Here is a 19,962-nt window from a genome sequence, read left to right on the forward strand (position 1 = left end):
TTCATGGCGGAAGATCGTCATCAACAGCGCCAGCAGCGCCTGAAAGAACAGGTCGATGCACGCATCGCCGCGGCGCAGGACACCCGCGGCCTGCTGCTGGTGTTTACCGGCAACGGCAAAGGCAAAACCACCGCCGCCTTCGGCACCGTCACCCGCGCGGTCGGTCACGGCATGCGCGCCGGGGTGATCCAGTTCATCAAGGGCGAGTGGCCCAATGGCGAAAAGAATCTGCTGCAGCAACATGGCGTTGAATTTCAGGTGATGGCTACCGGCTTCACCTGGGAGACGCAGAACAAGGCAGGCGACACCGCCGCCTGCCAGGCGGTGTGGCAGCACGGCAAACGCATGCTGGCCGACAGCGGCCTGGATCTGGTGCTGCTGGACGAAGTGACCTACATGTTGACCTACGGCTATCTGGAGCTGGAAGAGCTTAAAGAAGCGCTGCGGCAGCGCCCTGCGCACCAAACGGTGATACTGACCGGGCGCGGTTGCCATCGCGAGCTGCTGGAAATGGCGGATACGGTTACGGAGATGCGGCCGGTGAAACACGCGTTCGACGCGGGCATCAAGGCGCAACAGGGGATCGATTGGTAACAAAACGTTCTGGCCCCGAACGGGGCCAGAATGACGGGATTAGCTGCGTTTGCTCGGTTTGCCCGATTTACTCGGTTTGCTGCCCGGCGCACTGCGACGGCCGCTGCCGGCCACCTGCGAGTGACGCTTGACCGCGCGACGGATTTGGTTAGCCTTTACGCGGCGGCGCTCACGCTCCACCGGCATCTTGCTGACCGTTTCCGGTTTCAATTCAACCAGCTCGCGCAGGTAGTTGATCGCCGGCAGATCCAGCTCGGCCCAGCCGCCGCGCGGCAGGCCTTTCGGCAGATCGATATCGCCGTAGCGTACGCGGATCAGGCGGCTCACCTGCACGCCCACCGCTTCCCACAGGCGACGCACTTCACGGTTGCGGCCTTCGGTCAGGGTCACGTTGTACCATTGGTTGAGGCCTTCACCGCCCTGGAAGCTGATGGTGCGGAACGCGGCCGGGCCGTCTTCCAGTTGCACGCCTTTGCTCAGTTGCTTCACTTTCGCATCGTCGACCTGGCCAAACACGCGCACCGCGTACTCGCGTTCCACTTCACGGCTTGGGTGCATCAGACGGTTGGCCAGTTCGCCATCGGTGGTGAACAGCAGCAGACCGGAAGTGTTGACGTCCAGTCGCCCTACCGCCACCCAGCGCGAACCGCGCAGCTTCGGCAAGCGATCGAACACCGTCGGGCGGCCTTCAGGATCGCTGCGGGTACACAGCTCACCTTCCGGTTTGTAGTAAGCCAGCACGCGGCAGACCACCTCTTCGGACTCTTTGATCGACAGGACATGACCATCCAGACGAATTTTCATCGCCGGGGTCACTTCAACGCGATCGCCCAGCTTGGCGACCTTGCCGTCGACGCTGACGCGCCCGGCTTCAATCATGGTTTCGATTTCACGACGCGAGCCGTGCCCGGCGCGCGCTAATACTTTCTGTAACTTTTCGCTCATTGAGCAACCTCTAATGTCGCCTTCACAGGCGTCGGGGGGATAACCGCCGCGGCCAATCGCCGCAACGGTAATAATACGTTTATCAGGATCGAACCGCGCATTATACAGGCTTTCTAAGGTGTTGAAACCCACTTTATCGGCGGTGCCCCCAAGCGGCGTTCACGGCGCCAAGAAGTCCTCCACCACCCTCAGCACCGCGTCGGGCCGTTCCAGAATGCCGAGGTGAGTGCGGGCCTCTTCTAATCGCGCCACGGAGAAAAACGGCCGCTCGGCGGCAAATGCCTGCTGTTGCCGCAGATAGTCATCGCGGCGATCCAGCGAGTAAATATGCCGGCACGGCGGCGGCGCGCTCATCCCCGCCAGGCATTGCAGCGGCGAACCGAATTGCCGGTAGGCCTGTTCGATGGCCACGCCGGCGGCGCGCCAGAGCCGGTCATCCTCCTGCGCCATCTCGACCTCCAGATGGCGTTTGACCCGATCGTGGCGGATGCCGCCCTGCCAGAAGTCGAACAAGGCGTCGCGCGCCGCCAGCCACTGCTGCGGCTGCTGCATGCGGCTCACCGCCGCAAAGAACGCCGGCTCCGGCTGCGTCATGATCCAATCGAGAAATACCATGCCCCGCACCCGCTGCGGAAACGCTTCGGCCAACGCCACCGCCAGCCAGCTGGCGTGCGCCACCGACAGGGTGATCACGTTGTCCAAACGCAGCGCCTTCAGCAGTTGGCGCACATCCTCCAGCAAATCGTCCGCCGTCAGCGACATCTCCGCGGCTTTCGACGACAGGCCGTGGCCACGCCAATCGATGCTGATCGTCCGATAACGGTCGGCCGCCAGCGCGATGAACGGCTCAAACACGGTTTTCGGTTCGCACCAGCCGGGCAGCAACACCAACGTGAGCGGCCCTGAGCCGATATCCTGATAATCGAGCGTCATGTTGGCACTGTGAAATGCGGTCATATTACCTCCTGCGCGTCTCTCCCCGACCCGTTCGGGAATTACCGACGGGCTAAGGGTGACAGCGCAGCAGGCATTGATCTATTGAAGTTCGTGCGGAAAAGACCCGAGCGCACCTTATGAAAAAATGCGCACTTATTGGAATGGGAATTTAATGGCGCACGCAGGGATAGGCGGCGCTCAACGCCAGCATAATCACCGACGGTGCGGAATAATGCAGTTGCTCGGGATGTTCGTTCAAGTACTGCATTACCGCGTCGGCGGCTACGCCGATGCTCATTCCGGCCTCTGGGCAGATATTGCGATTGCCCTGCATGGAATAGGTATCGAATACGCCGGCGACGTATCCCATAAACATGCCGCCATTCAGCGCTTCGGCCACGGTGGCTTCACCGTTTTTATTTTTTACGTAACCGCCGGATTCCGCCAGCAAACCGCTGCCCGAATAAAAACCCGCATTTGCCATTGAGGAAAATAATAAGGCCGCTAAAAAAGAAACCTGTTTAATCATTGCTGCGCATCCTGCCCATTATCAATTCTGAAGTCTTAAAGAATAGCGGCTTTCACGCGAAATAGCGTCGCTTCAGCCGTTTTTCAGACAATGGGCAAGGGGGCGATATTTTACATCAGCGGAAAGGCGCCGCGTCGCCGGCGCCTTCGCGCACCACTTCCGGCGAGGATTCGGTCAGATCGATAACCGTGGTCGGCTGTTGGCCGAGGAAGCCGCCGTGGATCACCAGATCGACCACCTTGCCCAAATGATCGCTGATCTCTTCCGGATCGGACTCGGCGAAATCATTGCCCGGCAGCATCAGCGTGGTGGACATCATCGGTTCGTTCAACGCCTCCAACAGCGCCAGCGCGATCGGGTTCGACGGCACGCGCAGGCCGATGGTTTTGCGCTTTTCATTCATCAGGCGGCGCGGCACTTCTTTGGTCGCTTTCAGAATGAACGTGTAGTTGCCCGGCGTATTGTTTTTGATCAGACGGAACGCCGTATTATCGACGTGAGCATAGGTCGACAACTCGGACAGATCGCGGCACATCAGGGTAAAGTTGTGGTTGCCGTCCAGTTGACGGATGCGGCAAATGCGCTCCATCGCCGCCTTCTCTTCCAGCATGCAGCCCAGCGCATAGCCGGAATCGGTGGGATAGACGATCACCCCCCCTTTGCGCAGCACCTCTACCGCCTGGTTGATCAGGCGCGGCTGAGGGTTGTCCGGGTGAATATAAAAAAGCTGACTCATGACTTGCTCCTAAAATAATGCCCGCGCGCGTTACCACGCGCGTAAAATCAGACCGCCTTGCCCGGCTGCGGCCAATCGCGCCACACCGGCTCGACGCCGCCCGGCAGCCACAGCTTGCGCCCCAGTTCGATCCACGAGCAAGGTTGATGGAAATCAGAGCCTTGCGAGGCCAACAGGCGGTAGTCTTGCGCGTATTTCGCCAGCTGAGTGCGCTCATGCGGCGCCTGCTGACACTGCGCCACTTCCATGGCGTCGCCGCCGTGTTCGGCGAAATGCGCCAGCAAGCGTTTCAGCCATTTCGCGGTCAAATCGTAACGGCCCGGGTGCGCCATCACCGCCTGGCCGCCCGATTGATGAATCGCATCAATGGCTTGTTCTATTGTACACCACTGCGGCGGTACATAGCCGGTTTTCCCCTTGGCCAGGTATTTCTTGAACACCTGAGCCATATTGTCCGCCACACCGATCTCCACCAGGTAACGGGCGAAATGGCCGCGGGTCACCGCGCCGGCTCCGGCCAGGCGCTGGGCGCCGGCATAGGCGTCGGGAATACGCGCCTTGCCCAGCCGCACGCCGATCTCCTGCGCCCGCCGGTTGCGGCGTTCGGTTTGTTCCGCCAACAGCGCCACCAGCGCCGGATGCGCGACGTCCATACCCAACCCAACAATATGGATTTCATGATTTTCCCACAGCGTCGAGATTTCCACTCCATTGACCAACCGCAACGGCAACGCCTGCTCCGCGATGGCGGCGGCGGCCTCAGCCAGCCCGGCGGTCGTGTCGTGATCGGTGATCGCCAACACCCCCACACGCATCTCTACCGCCCGCTGCACCAGCTGCGTCGGCGTCAGGTAGCCGTCGGAGGCGGTCGTATGGCTGTGGAGATCGTACAGGGTAAAAGCGGTGGATTGAGGGTTACTGTCTGTCAAAACGGCTATCCGGCAATGGCTTGGTTTTCTATCATACCTGCGATCGGCGGCCGGACGGAAATCTATTCTGCCCCGGTTGGGCGCGCGGGCGGGATGATGAACAGAATTCACGCTGACCGCTAAAACATTGTACAAAAAGGGGGTTGACTTTGCCCTCGCGAACCAGTTAACTAGTACACAAGTTCACGGCAGTGCCCGTGTCGGATGAGAGTTAACAAAGAGAGTCTGCAAATGAACACATACATTTCTCTTCACGGTTGGTGGCGTACCTCCCTCTTGCGGGCGGTGTAATCGCGCATAGCTGTCATCTGACAATGCAGATTTCCTGAGCCCGCACCTGATGCGGGCTTTTTTATGGACAGAATTCACTGGAACCACCGATGATGAACATCAAACCACAATTGACATTACTGAAGGCGCAGGCCAGTTACCGGGGCGATCCCACCACCCTTTTCCACCAGCTGTGCGGCGCCCGGCCGGCCACCCTGCTGCTGGAATCGGCGGAAATCAACAGTAAACAGAATCTGCAGAGCCTGCTGGTGATCGACAGCGCGCTGCGCATCACCGCGCTGGGTCACACCGTCAGCGTGCAGGCGCTCACCGCCAATGGCGCGGCGCTGCTGCCGCTGCTGGACGAAGCGCTGCCGCCCGAGGTCAGCATTCAGGCGCGCCCAAACGGCCGCGAGCTGACCTTCCCGGCGATCGACGAGGTGCAGGACGAAGACGCGCGCCTGCGCTCCCTGTCGGTATTCGACGCGCTGCGCACGCTGCTGACCCTGGTCGACTCCCCGGCGGACGAGCGTGAAGCCGTGATGCTGGGCGGCCTGTTCGCCTACGATCTGGTCGCCGGTTTCGAAAACCTGCCGGCGCTGCGCCAGGATCAACGTTGCCCGGACTTCTGCTTCTATCTGGCGGAAACCCTGCTGGTGCTGGATCATCAACGCGGTTCCGCCCGATTGCAGGCCAGCGTCTTCAGCGAGCAAGCGAGTGAAATACAACGCCTGCAGCAGCGTCTGGCGCAATTGCAGACCGAATTGAAACAAACCCCGCAGCCAATCCCGCACCAAAAGCTGGAAAACATGCAGCTGAGCTGCAACCAGAGCGACGAAGAGTACGGCGCGGTGGTCAGCGGGCTGCAGGAAGCGATCCGTCACGGCGAGATTTTCCAGGTGGTGCCGTCGCGCCGCTTCTCCCTGCCGTGCCCGGCGCCGCTGGCGGCCTACCAGACGTTAAAAGACAACAACCCCAGCCCGTACATGTTCTTCATGCAAGATGACGAGTTCACCCTGTTCGGCGCTTCGCCGGAGAGCGCGCTGAAATACGACGCGGGCAATCGCCAGATCGAAATCTACCCGATCGCCGGCACCCGCCCGCGCGGCCGCCGAGCCGATGGTTCACTGGATCTGGATCTCGACAGCCGCATCGAGCTAGAAATGCGCACCGACCACAAAGAGCTGGCCGAGCACCTGATGCTGGTCGATCTGGCGCGCAACGATCTGGCGCGCATCTGCCAGGCCGGCAGCCGCTACGTGGCCGACCTGACCAAAGTGGATCGCTATTCGTTCGTCATGCACCTGGTTTCCCGCGTGGTGGGCACCCTGCGCGCCGATCTCGACGTGCTGCACGCCTACCAGGCCTGCATGAATATGGGCACCCTGAGCGGCGCGCCAAAAGTGCGGGCGATGCAGCTGATCGCCGCCTCCGAAGGCACGCGCCGCGGCAGCTACGGCGGCGCGGTAGGCTACTTTACCGCCACCGGCGATCTGGATACCTGCATCGTCATTCGCTCAGCCTACGTCGAAGACGGCATCGCCACCGTGCAGGCCGGCGCCGGCGTCGTGCTGGACTCCATCCCGCAGGCGGAAGCCGACGAAACCCGTAATAAAGCCCGTGCCGTGCTGCGCGCCATCGCCACTGCGCACCATGCCAAGGAGGTGTTCTGATGGCCGATATCCTGCTGCTCGACAACGTCGACTCCTTTACCTACAACCTGGTCGATCAGCTGCGCGCCAGCGGCCACCAGGTGGTGATTTACCGTAACCAGATCGCCGCCGAGGTGATCATCGAGCGTCTGGCACAGATGGAACAGCCGGTGCTGATGCTGTCGCCCGGCCCCGGCGCCCCTTCCGAAGCGGGCTGCATGCCGGAACTGCTGCAACGCCTGCGCGGCCGGCTGCCGATCATCGGCATCTGCCTCGGCCACCAGGCGATCGTTGAAGCCTATGGCGGCCAGGTCGGCCAGGCGGGGGAGATCCTGCACGGCAAAGCCTCGGCGATCGTTCACGACGGTGAAGGCATGTTCGCCGGCATGGCCAACCCGTTGCCGGTGGCGCGTTACCACTCGCTGGTCGGCAGCAACATCCCGGCCGATCTGACCGTCAACGCCCGGTTCGGCGAGATGGTGATGGCGGTACGCGACGATCGCCGCCGCGTATGCGGCTTTCAGTTCCACCCGGAATCGATTCTGACCACCCATGGCGCGCGCCTGCTTGAGCAGACCCTGGCCTGGGCGCTGGCGAAGTCATAAAAGGAACACGACGATGCAACCTATCCTTGAGAAACTGTACCGCGCTGAATCGATGAGCCAGCAGGAAAGCCAGCAGCTGTTCAGCGCCATCGTGCGCGGCGAACTGGAGCCGAGCCAACTGGCGGCGGCGTTGATCAGCATGAAAGTCCGCGGCGAGCGCCCGGAAGAGATCGCCGGCGCCGCCAAAGCGCTGCTGGAAGATGCTCAACCGTTCCCGCGCCCTGACTATCTGTTTGCCGATATCGTCGGCACCGGCGGCGACGGCACCAACAGCATCAATATTTCGACCGCCAGCGCCTTTGTGGCGGCGGCGTGCGGCGCGAAAATCGCCAAACACGGCAACCGCAGCGTCTCCAGCCGCTCCGGCTCTTCGGATCTGCTGGCGGCGTTCGGCATCCGCTTGGATCTGCCGGCGGAAGAGGCGCGCAAGGCGCTGGACGATCTTGGCGTGTGCTTCCTGTTCGCGCCGCAGTACCACACCGGCTTTCGTCACGCCATGCCGGTACGCCAGCAGTTGAAGACCCGCACGCTGTTCAACGTGCTGGGCCCGCTGATCAACCCGGCGCGTCCGCCGCTGGCGCTGATCGGCGTTTACAGCCCGGAACTGGTGCTGCCGATCGCCGAAACCCTGCGCGTGCTGGGCTATCAGCGCGCGGCGGTGGTTCACGGCGGCGGCATGGACGAGGTGGCGATCCACGCCCCGACGCACGTGGCGGAATTGAACAACGGCGAAATCTGCAGTTATCAGCTCACGCCGCAGTCCTTCGGATTGGAAACCTATCAGCTGGAGGCCTTGCTGGGCGGCACGCCGGAAGAAAACCGTGACATTTTGGCGCGGCTGTTACAAGGTAAAGGCGAGCCGGCGCACGCCGCGGCGGTCGCGGCCAACGTCGCGTTGCTTCTGAAGTTATTCGGACATGAAGACCTGCGCCAAAATGCGCGGCAGGCACTGGATATGATCAACAGCGGGCAGGCCTATGAGCGTGTCATCGCACTGGCGGCAAGAGGATAAATGATGCAGGAAACCGTGCTACACAAGATTGTCCGCGACAAAGCGCAATGGATCGCGGCGCGACAACAGCAACAGCCCCTGGCCGGCTTTCAGAATGACATCGTACCGAGCGAACGCAGCTTCTACCACGCGCTGCAGGGCACCCGTACGGCTTTCATTCTCGAATGCAAGAAGGCCTCGCCTTCCAAGGGGCTGATTCGCGAGAACTTTGATCCGGTGGAGATCGCCACGGTCTATAAAGATTTCGCCTCGGCGATCTCGGTGCTGACCGACGAGAAATACTTCCAGGGCAGCTTTGATTTCCTGCCGCTGGTGAGCAAAACCGTCAGCCAACCGGTGTTGTGCAAAGACTTTATCATCGACCCGTATCAGATTTACCTGGCGCGCTACTATCAGGCCGACGCTATCCTGCTGATGCTGTCGGTGTTGACCGACGAACAGTACCGCCAGCTGGCGGCGGTGGCCCACAGCCTCAATATGGGCGTGCTGACAGAAGTGATCAGTGAAGAAGAGCTGCAGCGGGCGATCGCGCTGGAAGCGCGCGTGGTCGGCATCAATAACCGCGATCTGCGCGATCTGAGCATCGATCTGGACCGCACCCGGCAGTTGGCGCCGCGCGTGCCGCATGGGGTGACGGTGATCAGCGAGTCGGGCATCAACAACTACGGGCAGATCCGCGAGCTCAGCCACTACGCCAACGGCTTCCTGATCGGCAGCGCGCTGATGTCGGAACCCGATCTGCGCGCCGCCGTGCGCCGTGTGATCCTGGGCGACAATAAAGTGTGCGGCCTGACTCGCCCGCAGGACGCCGCCGCCGCGTATCAGGCCGGCGCCATCTACGGCGGATTAATTTTCGTCGGCCGCTCGCCGCGCTATGTGGATATCGTCCGCGCCCGCGAAGTCATTTCCGGCGCGCCGCTGAAGTACGTCGGCGTCTTCTGCGACGCCCAGCTCGATACCGTGGCGCTGACCGTGGAGCGCCTCGGTCTGCAGGCGGTGCAACTGCACGGCGCAGAGGACCAGGCCTATATCAGCGCCCTGCGCGCCCGCTTGCCGGCCGATTGCCGCATCTGGAAAGCGCTGAGCGTGAAAGAACAGGTGCCGCCGCGCGATCTGCAGCATGTCGATCGTTATCTGCTGGACAACGGCGCAGGCGGCACCGGCCAACGCTTCGACTGGTCGGTATTGCAAGGCGAAGATCTGACTAACGTTATGCTGGCGGGCGGTCTGCGCGCCGACAACTGCGTCGAAGCGGCCAAGCTCGGCTGCGCCGGTCTGGACTTCAATTCCGGCGTGGAAAGCGAACCGGGCATCAAGGATCCCGCGCGCCTGGCCTCGGTCTTCCAAACCCTGCGCGCTTACTGAATACGGCTCTACATTAATAACGGATAATGACGGGAACTCTCATGACGCTGCTTAACCCCTACTTCGGCGAATTTGGTGGTCAATACGTGCCGCAAATTCTGATGCCGGCCCTGAAACAACTCGAAGAAGCCTTTGTCAGCGCTCAGCGCGATCCGGCGTTTCAGGCGGAATTCATCGATCTGTTGAAGAACTACGCGGGCCGCCCTACGGCGCTGACGCTGTGCAAAAATCTCACCGCCGGCAGCAACACCAAGCTCTATCTGAAGCGGGAAGATCTGCTGCACGGCGGCGCGCACAAGACCAACCAGGTGCTGGGCCAGGCCCTGCTGGCCAAGCGCATGGGCAAAACCGAGATCATCGCGGAAACCGGCGCCGGCCAACACGGCGTCGCGTCGGCGCTGGCCTGCGCGCTGCTCGGCCTGAAATGCCGTATCTATATGGGCGCCAAAGACGTTGAGCGTCAGTCGCCGAACGTGTTCCGCATGCGGCTGATGGGCGCGGAAGTGATCCCGGTGCACAGCGGCTCCGCCACGCTGAAAGACGCCTGCAACGAAGCGTTGCGCGACTGGTCCGGCAGCTATGAAACCGCGCACTATATGCTCGGCACCGCGGCCGGCCCGCACCCGTATCCCACCATCGTGCGTGAATTCCAGCGCATGATTGGCGAAGAGACCAAAGCGCAGGTGCTGGAGCGCGAAGGCCGCTTGCCGGATGCGGTCATCGCCTGCGTCGGCGGTGGCTCCAACGCCATCGGCATGTTCGCCGATTTTATCGATGACGCCGACGTTGGGCTGATCGGCGTGGAACCCGCGGGTCTCGGCATCGAAACCGGTCAGCACGGCGCGCCGCTCAAGCATGGCCATGTCGGCATCTATTTCGGCATGAAGGCGCCGATGATGCAGACCGCCGAAGGCCAGATTGAAGAATCCTATTCAATCTCCGCCGGGCTGGACTTCCCGTCCGTCGGGCCGCAACACGCCTACCTGAACAGCACCGGTCGCGCCGAATACGTGTCGATCACCGACGACGAAGCGTTGGAGGCGTTCAAGGCGCTGTCGCGCCATGAAGGCATCATCCCGGCGCTGGAATCCTCACACGCCCTGGCGCACGCGCTGAAAATGATCCGTGAAACGCCGCAAAAAGAGCAAATCCTGGTGGTCAATCTGTCCGGCCGCGGCGACAAAGACATATTTACCGTTCACGACATTTTGAAAGCACGGGGAGAAATCTGATGGAACGTTATCAGCAACTGTTCACGCGTCTGGAAAGCAGCAAGGAAGGCGCCTTCGTCCCGTTCGTGACGCTGGGCGATCCTAATCCGGCGCTGTCGCTGCAGATTATCGACACCCTGATCGAAGCCGGCGCGGACGCGCTGGAGCTGGGTATCCCCTTCTCCGATCCGTTGGCGGATGGCCCAACCATCCAGAGCGCGACGCTGCGCGCCTTCGCCGCCGGCGTTACGCCGACCCAGTGTTTCGAGCTGCTGGCGGCCATTCGTCAGAAGCACCCGACCATTCCCATCGGCCTGCTGATGTACGCCAATTTGGTGTTCCATAAAGGTATCGATGCTTTTTACCAACGCTGTGCGGAAGTGGGCGTGGATTCGGTGTTGGTCGCCGACGTGCCGTTTGAAGAATCGGCGCCGTTCCGCGCCGCGGCCGTGCGCCACGGTATCGCGCCCATCTTCATTTGCCCGCCGAACGCCGACGACGATCTGCTGCGTGAGATCGCTTCACACGGTCGCGGCTACACCTATCTGCTGTCGCGTTCCGGCGTCACCGGCACCGAAAGCCGGGCGCAGTTGCCGCTGCATCACCTGGTGAACACGCTGCGCGAGTATCACGCCGCGCCGCCGCTGCAGGGCTTCGGCATCTCCGAGCCCGAGCAGGTGAAGGCTGCGCTGCAGGCCGGCGCCGCCGGCGCCATCTCCGGATCGGCAATCGTCAAAATCATCGAACGGCACCATGCCAACCCGGCGGAAATGCTGACCAAGCTGGCGGCCTTCGTCAGCGCGATGAAGCACGCGACCCGCGCGTGATCCCCTTCGGCGAGCGCCTTGCCGGCGCTCGCTTTAACAGCTTGTTTCCCCTCAAAGTTTGTTCTATTTATTTACAGCAAAAATTTGAACAAACCCGCGTCTTGTCTCACAATAAACATTGTTCGCTATGCATTTCTTCGTTTGATTTGGGGAATGCGCTCGCTGCGGCGAAAAAACCGCATCGAATTTCAACCATAACATTGCATGGAGAGTAATTTATGAAGCTGTTTAAAACCCTTTCGGCCTTGTGCATGGCAGCCGTTGTGGCGGTCGCGGTGAGCGCTTGCGCACCGACGGCGAAATCAGAGGGAACAGGCGGTTATATCGATGACACCGTGGTCACCACCAAAGTGAAATCGGCGCTGCTGGCGGATAAAAACATCAAGTCGCGCGAAATCAGCGTGGAAACCTTTAAAGGACGCGTGCAGTTGAGCGGCTTCGTGACGTCAAGCGATGACGCCAATCGTGCGGTGCAGGTCACACGCGGCGTGGCCGGCGTGAAATCTGTTGAGAACGTCATGCAGGTTAAATAATACCGACACAGGGAGGCGCAATGCCTCCCTGTTTGCGGCCTTCATCAGAAGCGATAACCCGCCCCAAACATAAACACCCACGGATCCAATCGCGTATCGAAGCTGTGGTGCCCACCGTTCGCGTCGTTGAAACGCGTTTTGGTTTCGATGTTCATCCACCACACCGACATGTTCAGCATCCAGTGCTCATCCAGGTTGTAATCCAGACCGGCCTGCGCCGCCACGCCCCAGGAGTCTTTCAGATCGAGGTTGCTCAACCCGGCGCTTTTGCCGTAGTCGTTGAACTTCTCGTCGAAGAAAGTGGTGTAGTTAACGCCGACGCCCAGATAAGGACGCAGTTTGTCCTGCTTGTCGCCGAAGTAGTATTGCGCCATCAGCGTAGGCGGCAGTTGATGAACGGTCGCCAGATCGGTGCCGCCCAGGGTAACCTTGTGGCGGAACGGTGTCGCGGCCAACAACTCAACGCCGATGTTGTCCGTCACCATATAACCGAAGGTCAAACCGAGCTGGGTATTGTTTTTCGCATCCAGCGATCCCAAACCCAATACGTTGTCCGAGCCCGCATTTGGACGCACCGTCGCGGTGCCCGCACGGAACAGGAAATCACCGGCCTGATGCGCACTTGCCAACATAGGCGCCATCATCGTCGCCAATACCACCAGAGTTGTCTTTTTCATTATCCATTCCATTTGTGTGGTTAATCTCTCGAGGGGGAATATACCTACTTTCGGGTATTTGTGATCCCATCGAGATCACATCTTATGTGTAAAATTTTAAAATCCCACCAAAAACAAGGTTACCTAACCGCTTAATAAATCAAGGATTGATCTGCATCAAAAAAACGATTTTGTTGCAAATTATCTACATGTTCAAATTTCAGTTGCGGAAAAAAATACGGCTGAGGTAATTTCATCTTCCGTGTTGGTTTTGGTTGGTGCCGTGAGGAGTCGGCGGGCAATCAAGATGAGCGAAATCCTTAATCCCTGTGTCAGCTGCGGCGCATGCTGCGGTTATTTTCGAGTGTCATTCTATTGGGCCGAAGCCGAAGACGGCGGCGGCACCGTTCCCCTTTCCCTGACGGAGCCTCTGACCCCGTTCCTGCGCTGCATGCAGGGGACCAACAGCAAGTCTCCGCGCTGCACCGCGCTGGACGGCGAGATTGGCAAAGCCGTGTCGTGCTCGATTTATCTTAATCGGCCCAGCCCGTGCAGAGAGTTCGATCAGTCCGGTGAAAACGGCCTGCGCAACGAAGCCTGCGATCGCGCTCGCGAACGCTACGGCCTGCCCCCCTTGCCGGTGCCCTTGCCGCTGTCGTTGCCTGAGACGACGATCGTTGAAGAAATAGACGTAGTGCAATTCGCGGGGTGCCACAGCGGCGTGGAACAGGGTACAATCACCCACTGATTTATCTCTGTTTTCTCGACGCCAAGGAGTCTGCATGCCTATCACGGCCAACGCTTTGTACCGTGACAGTTTTAACTTTTTACGCAATCAACTGGCCAGCATCCTGATGCTGGCGCTGTTGACGGCGTTTATCTCGGTGCTGCTGAACCAAGCTTTCAGCCCCGATGCCGAACAGTTGGCGACGCTGGCCGCCTCCACCAGCGATTTCGCGTCGTCGACCGGCATGGGCATTCAGGACGTGATCCAGCAGATGACGCCGGAACAGCAGATGGTGTTGCTGAAAGTGTCGGCCGCCGCCACGTTCTCCGCGCTGGTCGGCAACGTGCTGCTGGTCGGTGGGATGCTGACGTTGATCCGTCTGGTGTCTCAGGGGCAACGCACCAGCGCCCTGCGCGCGCTCGGCGCCTCGGCGCCCGATCTGCCGCGCCTGCTGCTGCTGCTGTTTATCTGCACCTTGCTGATCCAGCTCGGCCTGACGCTGTTCGTGGTGCCGGGCGTGATCATGGCTATCGCCTTCGCGTTGGCGCCGGTGATCGCCTCCGTCGACAAGAAAGGCGTCTTCGCTTCGCTCAAGCTGAGCAGCAAATTGGCCTTCGCCAATGCGCGCGTGATTGTGCCGGCGATGATGCTGTGGTTGGCGGCCAAGCTGCTGGTGCTGTTTTTAGTGAGCCATCTGTCAGTGCTGACGCCGAACGTGGCCAGCGTCGTGCTGACCGCGTTAAGCAACCTGGTCTCCGCCCTGCTGCTGATCTATCTGTTCCGTTTGTATATGCTGCTGCGCGGCTGACGCCGGCGCAACAAATGCCCAGGGGCACGCTTCGGCGCGCCCCTTTTTGTTTACCCCACCGCGGCGGCTTCCGCCTGTTCCTTACTCTGAATCAGCTTCAGCGCCAGATAGAGATCCGGCACCAAAATCAGCTCCTTGTCCCGCCCCAACCGATTGATGCGGAACCAGCGCGTCAGTTCAGTGCGGCGCCCGGCCAACACCAGTTTGACGTTACGCTGCAACAGATCGCGTTTCAGTTCGTCGATGGCCGCCAGCACGCTGATATCGGCATGGGTAAAGCTGGCCACCGCGTCCACCACCACCCAGCGCGGCTGGAATGGCGTACTGTCGACCAAATTGAGAATGCGGCGTTTGAAGTAGGCCACGTTGAAGTAGGTCAGCGGCGAATTGAAGCGATACATCATGACGCCGGGCACCGCCTTCACCCCATTGTTGTTGCCCATGGAATGGATCATGCCTTCGTCGTTAACGCCCAGCAGCTGTTCCGTCGGCCGAAAGACGGTGTGCAGAAACTGCATCAGCCCCAGCAACACCGCCAGCCCGATGCCGCTGATCACCCCGACCAACAAGACGCTGAGGAAGGTAAATATCGCCAGGCGGAAAGCCTGCGCGTTGCGGCGGCGCAAGATCCAGATGCCGCGAATATCCAGCAGCGACCAAGCCGCATACATCAGCACCACGCCCAATCCCGCCACCGGAATAAACTGCAGCGGCGCCATCAGGAACAGCAAGACGAAAGCGATCACCGCGGCGGCGATGATCGACACGAGCTGGCTCTTGCCGCCGTTGGCGTCATTCACCGCGGTGCGCGAATCCGCCCCGCTGATGGCGAAGCCTTGCGACAATGCGGAGACGATATTCACCATCCCCAGCGCGCGAAACTCAGCGTCAGCGTTGACCTCATAGCCGTTTTTGGCCGCGAAACTGCGGGCGGTCAGCATCATGCTGACAAAGCTCACGACCGCCAGGTTGAGCGCCGGGATCACCATGTCGCGCAGCAGCCCGGGCTGAAAGTCCGGCCACTGGACGATCGGTAACACGCCGCTGAAACCGCCCACCGTCACCACGCCATACTGCTGCAATCCGCCCGCCCAGGTGACGAACGCCGCCAGCACGATGGCGAACAGCGGCGCCGGCCAGTTAGGCCGCCATTTTTTAAATCCGAGCAGCGTCACCAGCGTCAGCAAGGACACCGCCATCGTCAGCCAGTCGCTGTGCAACAGGTTGGCCGGCAGCGCGTAGATGCGCTCGATCAGCTGCGCCGGTCGCACTGTGAACCCCAACACCTTGCCGATCTGATCGACGATGATGGTCAGCGCCACGCCGTTCAGCAGCCCGCTGAGGATCGGCCGCGACAGCAGATCCGCCAGCGCCCCCAGCTTGAACCGGCTGGCCAACAGGCACCAGCCGCCCATCATCGCGGTCATCATGATGGTCAACTGCCAATGGCGTTCCATATTGCCCGCCGCCAGCGGCGTCACCACCGCGGCGATCACCGCACAGGTGGCGGCATCGGGCCCGACGATCAGCTGGCGTGACGAACCGAACAGCGCATAGGCCACCATCGGCAAGATACAGGAATAAAGCCCCACCACCGGGCTAACCCCGGCCAGTTCGGCATAGGCGATGGCCACCGGCAAGGCGACGGCGGCGACGGAAAGACCGGCGCGCATATCCGGTTTGAGCCAACTGCGTTGATAGCCCAATAAATGCGTCAAACCAGGCGTCAGGGCCTGGAGAGATTTCCACTGCATGCTGTTTTCCGCGGTAAATTATCTGGTTATTATGGCACTTACTATGCGATCTGCGGCCAGCGCTGGCAATGCGCCCGTGCTTTCTTGCGTAAGTTTATGCAAATTCCTGCTTTCGCGGCAGAAATCCGCCGGCCAAACGCCGATAATCGGCAGCGCCCGGCGGTACACAGAACTCGCCGAATCCGGTATAGTCGGCCGATGAACAGATGATGGATTGATTTATGAAGCAGTTTCTTGATTTCCTCCCGTTAATTGTCTTTTTCGCTTTTTACAAGCTGTACGACATTTACGTCGCTTCCGGCGCATTGATCGTCGCCACCGCGCTGGCGCTGGTGTTCACCTGGGTGAAATACCGCAAGGTCGAGAAGATGACGCTGATCACCTTCCTGATGGTGCTGGTGTTCGGCACCCTGACGCTGGTGTTCCACAACGATTTATTCATCAAGTGGAAAGTGACGGTGATTTACGCGCTGTTCGCGCTGGCGCTGCTGATCAGCCAGTGGGTGCTCAAAAAGCCGCTGGTTCAGCGCATGCTGGGCAAAGAGCTGACGCTGCCGGACAAAGTGTGGAGCAACCTCAACCTGGCCTGGGCCCTCTTCTTCCTGGCCTGCGGCCTGGCGAACATCTATGTCGCCTTCTGGCTGCCGCAAAGCGTCTGGGTCAATTTCAAAGTCTTTGGCCTGACGGTGCTGACGCTGGTATTCACCCTGCTCAGCGGCATCTATATTTACCGGCACATGCCGGCAGAACAGAAAAAATAGTTACAAATTTGTTAATGCCTGCGGCGCTTGCCGCGGGCAGTATGATGTGATTCCCTCCTTTTAAAAGCAGACTGCTATGACACAACAACGACCTTTACCCAGCGGCGAGCTGGTGCTGCGCACGCTGGCGATGCCGGCCGATACCAATGCCAACGGCGATATTTTCGGCGGCTGGCTGATGTCGCAAATGGACATCGGCGGCGCTATCCAGGCAAAAGAGATCGCCGAGGGGCGCGTAGTGACGGTACGCGTAGACGGCATGACCTTCCTGAAACCGGTGGCGGTAGGCGACGTGGTTTGCTGCTATGCGCACTGCATCCGCACCGGGCGCAGCTCGATCACCATCAATATCGAAGTGTGGGTAAAGAAAGTCTCCTCCGCCCCAATCGGCCAGCGCTACCGGGCGACCGAAGCGGTGTTCACCTACGTGGCGGTCGATGCGGAAGGCAACTCGCGCGCGCTGCCTGAGGGTAAAATGAATTTCCGCGTCGGCTTCGAAGAGTAAGCCTGCGGCTGCGCCGCAAATGCAAAAAGGGTCGCCGAGGCGACCCTTTTTTTCTTGGCGCAAACCGAAATCAGTTCATTTCGGTGGTGCCGTTCAGCTTGAAACGAATATTGACGATAAGATCCTTCGCTTCTTTGGCTTGATACCGCCATTTGCGCAGCGCCTGTTTCACTTCTCGCTCGAACATGTTGCGCGGCTCAGCCGACAAGATGCGCACGTTGGTCACGCGGCCATCGCTGTCGACATCGAACTGCACCCGCACGTTGCCTTCGATCTGCAAGGCTCTGGCGCGCGGCGGATAAATCGGTTCCGCACGGCTGATCGGTTTTGGCCCGACCTCGCGCGAGTTGCCCTGTACCGGCGCGGCGGGCGCTTGTTTCACCGGCGCTTTATCGATCGGTTTGGCCGGCGAGTCGTTATTGAACGGCGAAGGCTCGCGCGGCTCGACCTTCTTCGGCTCCGGTTTCACCGGTTTTTCTACCTTCGGCTTTGGCTTGGGCTTCGGTTTCGGCTTGACCGGCTCCGGTTTCACAATCGCCTTCGGCGGCGGCTCCACAATAGGTTCTGGTTCAGGTTCCGGCTCAGGTTCCACCTGCGGCGGCTCCGGTTCTGCCGGAGCAGGCGGCGGCGGTTCAGCCATCGCGGCGGTGTTGACCATCATGACGCTGATCGGCGCCTCTTCAGGCTTTGGCAGCTCAACCACTTCTTTTACCGAAGCGTAAAGCAGTCCCGCCACCAGGGCGCTGTGCAGGCCTACGGACAGGACGAAAGGCACGGATATACGGCGATTAAGGAACATCTTTTTTAGCGGCATAATGATTCTGTTTCCTCTGGTTCGCCAAGTTTAAATGCAAATAGCAATCATATTCAATAACGAAAGGCAAACTATCGCTTTAATCGTCAGTCTCCGCGGCGAAAACCAGCAAACTCATAAGGATATTAACCTGAACGTTGCTTTTTTACCGCCGAATCAACACGCTTCGTTAACGTTCAGACGGCGCTAAAAAATAAAAAACCCGCCGTAGCGGGTGGATTGCGGTGATTAAGCGTTATTCTTCATCACCATAGTAGAGCACGCCCAGTTTGATCAGCGGCCGCCCTTGCGCTTTGCGGTGCAGGTTGGTGTCGCGCAGCGAATAGACACAGCCGCAGTATTCCTGCTGATAGAAGCGTTCGCGCTTGCTGATCTCTATCATGCGGGCCGCGCCGCCCTTCTTGCGCCAGTTGTAATCCCAATACACCAGATCGGGATACTTTTCCGCCGCCCGAATGCCGCAGTCGGTAATCTGCTGCATGTTCTTCCAGCGCGAGATACCGAGCGAGCTGGAGATGGTGTCGTAACCGTGCTCATGCGCATACAGCGCCGTGCGCTCAAAACGCATGTCGAAGCACATGGTGCAGCGAATGCCGCGCTCCGGCTCATGTTCCATGCCCTTGGCGCGTTCGAACCAGTTGTCGGTGTCATAATCGGCATCGATGATCGGCACCCCGTGCTTTTCGGCGAAACGGATGTTCTCTTCCTTACGCAGCAAATACTCTTTTTGCGGGTGAATGTTGGGGTTATAGAAGAAAATAGCGTACTCGATGCCGGACGCCTGGATCGCTTCCATCACCTCGCCGGAACAGGGCGCACAGCAAGAATGCAGCAGCAGTTTGCTTTTGCCCGCAGGCAAATCGAGTTTTTCCCTTACCAGTTCCGTCATGTCCTCACCTCAATGGCATATCTGTTTAAGCGCGCCGCACTATACGAATAAAAAGTAGCGGCTTCAAGGCATAAGCGCCAATCCCCCCCATAAATTCACCGCGCGCCGTTCCCCTGCCGCGCCTTTTGCGCTACCTTGGTAGCACCGTTTTATAGCCATGATTTTACAGGTGAAATATGCTTTATCTGATCTACGCGCAAGACGTTCCCCACTCACTGGAAAACCGTCTGGCGGTGCGCCCGGCACATCTGGCGCGCCTGCAGGCGCTGCGTGACGCCGGCCGTCTGGTGGTCGCCGGCCCCAACCCGGCCATCGACAGCAACGATCCCGGCGCCGCCGGCTTCACCGGTTCAACGGTGATCGCCGAGTTCGCCTCACTGGCGGAAGCCCAGGCCTGGGCGCAGCAGGATCCGTACGTCGCCGCCGGCGTCTACGCCGACGTGACGGTGAAGCCGTTCAAGCAGGTGTTCTGATCTCCAGCCCTCCGAATACCGGGAACGCCCGTTTGCGCGCCGTTCCCGGATCAATGCGTGCTCTTGCCCTAACCCGTCGGTAGAAAAAATGCCTTCTCTCCAGGGGCTGACGCGCCGCCCGCCTATACTCTCCTGAACCAGCGGCATCGCCGCGAACTCCGGAGAATGATGCGAGTCGACGTACACGCTCACCTGTGGAGCACAGAGTATCTGGATCTTTGCAAGCGCATGGCGTGAACGAAGTCGTCGCCTATCGGCAATTGGGCACTGGCCGCAGCGAGCACGAACTCGACGCTGCGTTACGCGAGCTGGACAATACGGTTCTTTAACGTTGTGTTTCACGCAGGCCAGCGACAGCCGTGCAAAACGCTGCGTCCCCAATGTCGCACACCCCTCGTAATAACGGGATGTGCGACATGCCGTGAACCGGT

20 protein-coding genes, 1 pseudogene and 1 other annotated feature are annotated in these 19,962 nt (G+C 60.1%); of the genes and pseudogenes, 12 read left to right on the forward strand and 9 right to left on the reverse strand.

Going from position 1 to position 19,962, the window contains the following annotated elements; all coding sequences use genetic code 11:
* Window positions 1–3 precede the first annotated feature (3 nt).
* Window positions 4–594, forward strand: a complete 591-nt coding sequence (cobO, locus tag ACSBQS_RS09390; protein WP_033643265.1) for a cob(I)yrinic acid a,c-diamide adenosyltransferase — start codon at window positions 4–6, stop codon at window positions 592–594.
* A 39-nt stretch (window positions 595–633) separates the two neighbouring features.
* Here cobO and rluB read toward each other — a convergent pair whose 3' ends face one another.
* The 5 genes from rluB to rnm all read right to left on the reverse strand — a co-directional run bounded on the left by rluB (window position 634) and on the right by rnm (window position 4,669).
* A complete protein-coding gene (rluB, locus tag ACSBQS_RS09395; RefSeq protein ID WP_033643266.1) occupies window positions 634–1,539 on the reverse strand; it encodes a 23S rRNA pseudouridine(2605) synthase RluB in 906 nt (301 codons plus the stop codon).
* Between the two features lie 159 nt (window positions 1,540–1,698).
* Window positions 1,699–2,496 (reverse strand): alpha/beta fold hydrolase, encoded by a 798-nt coding sequence (locus ACSBQS_RS09400; protein WP_197666144.1) that lies wholly within the window; start codon window positions 2,494–2,496, stop codon window positions 1,699–1,701.
* Between the two features lie 148 nt (window positions 2,497–2,644).
* The gene (locus ACSBQS_RS09405) at window positions 2,645–3,004 is read right to left on the reverse strand and encodes a Rap1a/Tai family immunity protein (RefSeq protein ID WP_070913657.1); all 360 of its coding nucleotides are present in this window, start codon (window positions 3,002–3,004) and stop codon (window positions 2,645–2,647) included.
* Window positions 3,005–3,119: 115 nt separating this feature from the next.
* Window positions 3,120–3,740 (reverse strand): L-threonylcarbamoyladenylate synthase, encoded by a 621-nt coding sequence (locus ACSBQS_RS09410; RefSeq protein WP_033643268.1) that lies wholly within the window; start codon window positions 3,738–3,740, stop codon window positions 3,120–3,122.
* 47 nt (window positions 3,741–3,787) lie between these two features.
* A complete protein-coding gene (rnm, locus tag ACSBQS_RS09415) occupies window positions 3,788–4,669 on the reverse strand; it encodes an RNase RNM (protein ID WP_108680873.1) in 882 nt (293 codons plus the stop codon).
* A 252-nt stretch (window positions 4,670–4,921) separates the two neighbouring features.
* Window positions 4,922–5,025 (forward strand) — a sequence feature (Trp leader region).
* A gap of 24 nt (window positions 5,026–5,049) precedes the next feature.
* On the opposite strand from rnm, the gene ACSBQS_RS09420 reads away from it, so the two are divergent.
* The 6 genes and pseudogenes from ACSBQS_RS09420 to ACSBQS_RS09445 all read left to right on the forward strand — a co-directional run bounded on the left by ACSBQS_RS09420 (window position 5,050) and on the right by ACSBQS_RS09445 (window position 12,144).
* The gene (locus ACSBQS_RS09420; RefSeq protein WP_042784677.1) at window positions 5,050–6,612 is read left to right on the forward strand and encodes an anthranilate synthase component 1; all 1,563 of its coding nucleotides are present in this window, start codon (window positions 5,050–5,052) and stop codon (window positions 6,610–6,612) included.
* A pseudogene (gene trpD, locus ACSBQS_RS09425) lies at window positions 6,612–8,208 on the forward strand (bifunctional anthranilate synthase glutamate amidotransferase component TrpG/anthranilate phosphoribosyltransferase TrpD). Before ACSBQS_RS09420 ends, trpD begins: the two are co-directional and overlap by 1 nt.
* A 3-nt stretch (window positions 8,209–8,211) precedes the next feature.
* Window positions 8,212–9,573 (forward strand): bifunctional indole-3-glycerol-phosphate synthase TrpC/phosphoribosylanthranilate isomerase TrpF, encoded by a 1,362-nt coding sequence (trpCF, locus tag ACSBQS_RS09430; protein ID WP_198036341.1) that lies wholly within the window; start codon window positions 8,212–8,214, stop codon window positions 9,571–9,573.
* A 26-nt stretch (window positions 9,574–9,599) separates the two neighbouring features.
* On the forward strand, window positions 9,600–10,805 hold the full coding sequence (trpB, locus tag ACSBQS_RS09435; protein ID WP_170852993.1) for a tryptophan synthase subunit beta: 1,206 nt from the start codon (window positions 9,600–9,602) through the stop codon (window positions 10,803–10,805).
* Window positions 10,805–11,611, forward strand: coding sequence for a tryptophan synthase subunit alpha (gene trpA, locus ACSBQS_RS09440; protein ID WP_033650237.1), 807 nt, complete (start codon window positions 10,805–10,807; stop codon window positions 11,609–11,611). Before trpB ends, trpA begins: the two co-directional genes overlap by 1 nt.
* Window positions 11,612–11,829: 218 nt before the next feature.
* Window positions 11,830–12,144 carry a BON domain-containing protein gene (locus ACSBQS_RS09445; RefSeq protein ID WP_016927515.1) on the forward strand — a complete coding sequence of 105 codons (315 nt, stop codon included), beginning with the start codon at window positions 11,830–11,832 and terminating at the stop codon, window positions 12,142–12,144.
* Between the two features lie 44 nt (window positions 12,145–12,188).
* Here the strand turns inward: ACSBQS_RS09445 and ompW are convergent, their stop codons facing one another.
* Window positions 12,189–12,821, reverse strand: coding sequence for an outer membrane protein OmpW (ompW, locus tag ACSBQS_RS09450; protein WP_019452715.1), 633 nt, complete (start codon window positions 12,819–12,821; stop codon window positions 12,189–12,191).
* A 286-nt stretch (window positions 12,822–13,107) separates the two neighbouring features.
* Between ompW and ACSBQS_RS09455 the strand changes: the two genes are divergently transcribed.
* Both ACSBQS_RS09455 and ACSBQS_RS09460 read left to right on the forward strand, forming a co-directional pair.
* The gene (locus ACSBQS_RS09455; protein WP_033643277.1) at window positions 13,108–13,548 is read left to right on the forward strand and encodes a YkgJ family cysteine cluster protein; all 441 of its coding nucleotides are present in this window, start codon (window positions 13,108–13,110) and stop codon (window positions 13,546–13,548) included.
* 34 nt (window positions 13,549–13,582) lie between these two features.
* A complete protein-coding gene (locus ACSBQS_RS09460) occupies window positions 13,583–14,335 on the forward strand; it encodes a YciC family protein (RefSeq protein ID WP_033643278.1) in 753 nt (250 codons plus the stop codon).
* 50 nt (window positions 14,336–14,385) lie between these two features.
* Here the strand turns inward: ACSBQS_RS09460 and ACSBQS_RS09465 are convergent, their stop codons facing one another.
* The gene (locus tag ACSBQS_RS09465) at window positions 14,386–16,089 is read right to left on the reverse strand and encodes a SulP family inorganic anion transporter (protein WP_434990368.1); all 1,704 of its coding nucleotides are present in this window, start codon (window positions 16,087–16,089) and stop codon (window positions 14,386–14,388) included.
* A 221-nt stretch (window positions 16,090–16,310) separates the two neighbouring features.
* Here ACSBQS_RS09465 and ACSBQS_RS09470 point away from each other — a divergent pair, with 221 nt between their 5' ends.
* Together ACSBQS_RS09470 and yciA are read left to right on the forward strand one after the other, a co-directional pair.
* Window positions 16,311–16,850 (forward strand): septation protein A, encoded by a 540-nt coding sequence (locus tag ACSBQS_RS09470; protein WP_033643280.1) that lies wholly within the window; start codon window positions 16,311–16,313, stop codon window positions 16,848–16,850.
* Window positions 16,851–16,926: 76 nt separating this feature from the next.
* Entirely contained in the window at window positions 16,927–17,355 is a 429-nt protein-coding gene (gene yciA, locus ACSBQS_RS09475; protein WP_004932085.1) for an acyl-CoA thioester hydrolase YciA, read from the forward strand.
* Between the two features lie 70 nt (window positions 17,356–17,425).
* Here yciA and tonB read toward each other — a convergent pair whose 3' ends face one another.
* Together tonB and ACSBQS_RS09485 are read right to left on the reverse strand one after the other, a co-directional pair.
* Window positions 17,426–18,169 carry a TonB system transport protein TonB gene (gene tonB, locus ACSBQS_RS09480; protein ID WP_033643281.1) on the reverse strand — a complete coding sequence of 248 codons (744 nt, stop codon included), beginning with the start codon at window positions 18,167–18,169 and terminating at the stop codon, window positions 17,426–17,428.
* Between the two features lie 235 nt (window positions 18,170–18,404).
* Complete coding sequence (locus tag ACSBQS_RS09485) at window positions 18,405–19,058, reverse strand: epoxyqueuosine reductase QueH (RefSeq protein WP_033643282.1); 654 nt, start codon at window positions 19,056–19,058, stop codon at window positions 18,405–18,407.
* A 176-nt stretch (window positions 19,059–19,234) separates the two neighbouring features.
* Here ACSBQS_RS09485 and ACSBQS_RS09490 point away from each other — a divergent pair, with 176 nt between their 5' ends.
* On the forward strand, window positions 19,235–19,531 hold the full coding sequence (locus ACSBQS_RS09490; RefSeq protein ID WP_033643283.1) for a YciI family protein: 297 nt from the start codon (window positions 19,235–19,237) through the stop codon (window positions 19,529–19,531).
* The last annotated feature ends 431 nt before the right edge of the window (window positions 19,532–19,962 follow it).

It is taken from the genome of Serratia sp. H402Y (assembly GCF_051172415.1).
In the GTDB taxonomy this organism is placed as follows: domain Bacteria; phylum Pseudomonadota; class Gammaproteobacteria; order Enterobacterales; family Enterobacteriaceae; genus Serratia; species Serratia ureilytica.

Bases quoted from the DNA above. Each gene is read 5' to 3' on its own strand.
- cobO (WP_033643265.1), top strand. From the start codon at position 4: ATGGCGGAAGATCGTCATCAACAGCGCCAGCAGCGCCTGAAAGAACAG.
- rluB (WP_033643266.1), bottom strand. From the start codon at position 1,539: ATGAGCGAAAAGTTACAGAAAGTATTAGCGCGCGCCGGGCACGGCTCG.
- ACSBQS_RS09400 (WP_197666144.1), bottom strand. From the start codon at position 2,496: ATGACCGCATTTCACAGTGCCAACATGACGCTCGATTATCAGGATATC.
- ACSBQS_RS09405 (WP_070913657.1), bottom strand. From the start codon at position 3,004: ATGATTAAACAGGTTTCTTTTTTAGCGGCCTTATTATTTTCCTCAATG.
- ACSBQS_RS09410 (WP_033643268.1), bottom strand. From the start codon at position 3,740: ATGAGTCAGCTTTTTTATATTCACCCGGACAACCCTCAGCCGCGCCTG.
- ACSBQS_RS09420 (WP_042784677.1), top strand. From the start codon at position 5,050: ATGATGAACATCAAACCACAATTGACATTACTGAAGGCGCAGGCCAGT.
- trpCF (WP_198036341.1), top strand. From the start codon at position 8,212: ATGCAGGAAACCGTGCTACACAAGATTGTCCGCGACAAAGCGCAATGG.
- trpB (WP_170852993.1), top strand. From the start codon at position 9,600: ATGACGGGAACTCTCATGACGCTGCTTAACCCCTACTTCGGCGAATTT.
- trpA (WP_033650237.1), top strand. From the start codon at position 10,805: ATGGAACGTTATCAGCAACTGTTCACGCGTCTGGAAAGCAGCAAGGAA.
- ACSBQS_RS09445 (WP_016927515.1), top strand. From the start codon at position 11,830: ATGAAGCTGTTTAAAACCCTTTCGGCCTTGTGCATGGCAGCCGTTGTG.
- ompW (WP_019452715.1), bottom strand. From the start codon at position 12,821: ATGAAAAAGACAACTCTGGTGGTATTGGCGACGATGATGGCGCCTATG.
- ACSBQS_RS09455 (WP_033643277.1), top strand. From the start codon at position 13,108: ATGAGCGAAATCCTTAATCCCTGTGTCAGCTGCGGCGCATGCTGCGGT.
- ACSBQS_RS09460 (WP_033643278.1), top strand. From the start codon at position 13,583: ATGCCTATCACGGCCAACGCTTTGTACCGTGACAGTTTTAACTTTTTA.
- ACSBQS_RS09465 (WP_434990368.1), bottom strand. From the start codon at position 16,089: ATGCAGTGGAAATCTCTCCAGGCCCTGACGCCTGGTTTGACGCATTTA.
- ACSBQS_RS09470 (WP_033643280.1), top strand. From the start codon at position 16,311: ATGAAGCAGTTTCTTGATTTCCTCCCGTTAATTGTCTTTTTCGCTTTT.
- yciA (WP_004932085.1), top strand. From the start codon at position 16,927: ATGACACAACAACGACCTTTACCCAGCGGCGAGCTGGTGCTGCGCACG.
- tonB (WP_033643281.1), bottom strand. From the start codon at position 18,169: ATGCCGCTAAAAAAGATGTTCCTTAATCGCCGTATATCCGTGCCTTTC.
- ACSBQS_RS09485 (WP_033643282.1), bottom strand. From the start codon at position 19,058: ATGACGGAACTGGTAAGGGAAAAACTCGATTTGCCTGCGGGCAAAAGC.
- ACSBQS_RS09490 (WP_033643283.1), top strand. From the start codon at position 19,235: ATGCTTTATCTGATCTACGCGCAAGACGTTCCCCACTCACTGGAAAAC.